The sequence below is a fragment of the Mesorhizobium sp. M0923 genome, assembly GCF_040319365.1.
Lineage (GTDB): Bacteria > Pseudomonadota > Alphaproteobacteria > Rhizobiales > Rhizobiaceae > Mesorhizobium.
In genome coordinates this window covers 1-810 of sequence record NZ_JAMYNW010000066.1, presented here as the reverse complement: position 1 = coordinate 810, position 810 = coordinate 1, and the positions used below count along the sequence as shown (strand labels likewise).

General features: G+C 71.1%; 1 protein-coding gene. It reads left to right on the top strand.

The features are described 5' to 3' along the window. Positions 1 to 810 (top strand): condensation domain-containing protein (locus NKH89_RS35665; protein ID WP_352912052.1); only part of this gene is annotated, 810 nt, incomplete at both ends.

Genomic DNA, 810 nt, shown 5'->3' with positions numbered 1-810 from the left:
CAGGCGCGCCTGGGGGGCGATGCCAAGGCGCATGAGGAGTTCTTCCAGGAACAGCTGGCGGACATCGACGAGCCGACGCTGCCGTTCGGGCTAAGCCAAGTGCGCGGCGACGGCAGCGGGGTCGGCGAGGCGCGGCGGATGCTGCCGCAGGCGCTCAACGATCGGCTGCGGGAGCAGGCGCGGCGGCTGGGGGTGAGCCTGGCCAGCCTGTGCCATCTGGCCTGGGGTCAGGTGGTGGCGCGCAGCAGCGGGCGAGAGCAGGTGGTGTTCGGCACGGTGCTGTTCGGCCGCATGCATGCGGGTGCGGGCGCCGACCGGGCGCTGGGCCTGTTCATCAACACCCTGCCTGTGCGGCTTGACCTGGACGGGACCGGGGTCGCGGCGAGCGTGCGGACCACGCATGCGCGGCTTTCCGAGCTGCTGGCGCACGAGCATGCCTCGCTGGCGCTGGCGCAACGCTGCAGCGGCGTTGCGGCGCCGGCGCCGCTGTTCAGCGCGCTGTTGAACTACCGTCACAACACGCCGGCGGCCATGGCCGGCTCCGGCACGGATGATGGTCTGTCCGGGGTGGAATGGCTGGGCGGGGAGGAGCGCACCAACTATCCGCTGACCCTGTCGGTGGAGGATTATGGCGAGGCGCTCGGCCTGACGGCGCAGGTGGTGGAGCCGATGTCTGCGGATCGGGTCTGCGGCTACATGCAGCACGTGCTCGAGCAATTGGCGGAGGCGCTGGAGCGGGCGCCCGACAGGCCGGTGCGGGAGCTGGACATCCTGTCGCCCGAGGAGCGGACCTACCTTTTGGAGGAGCTG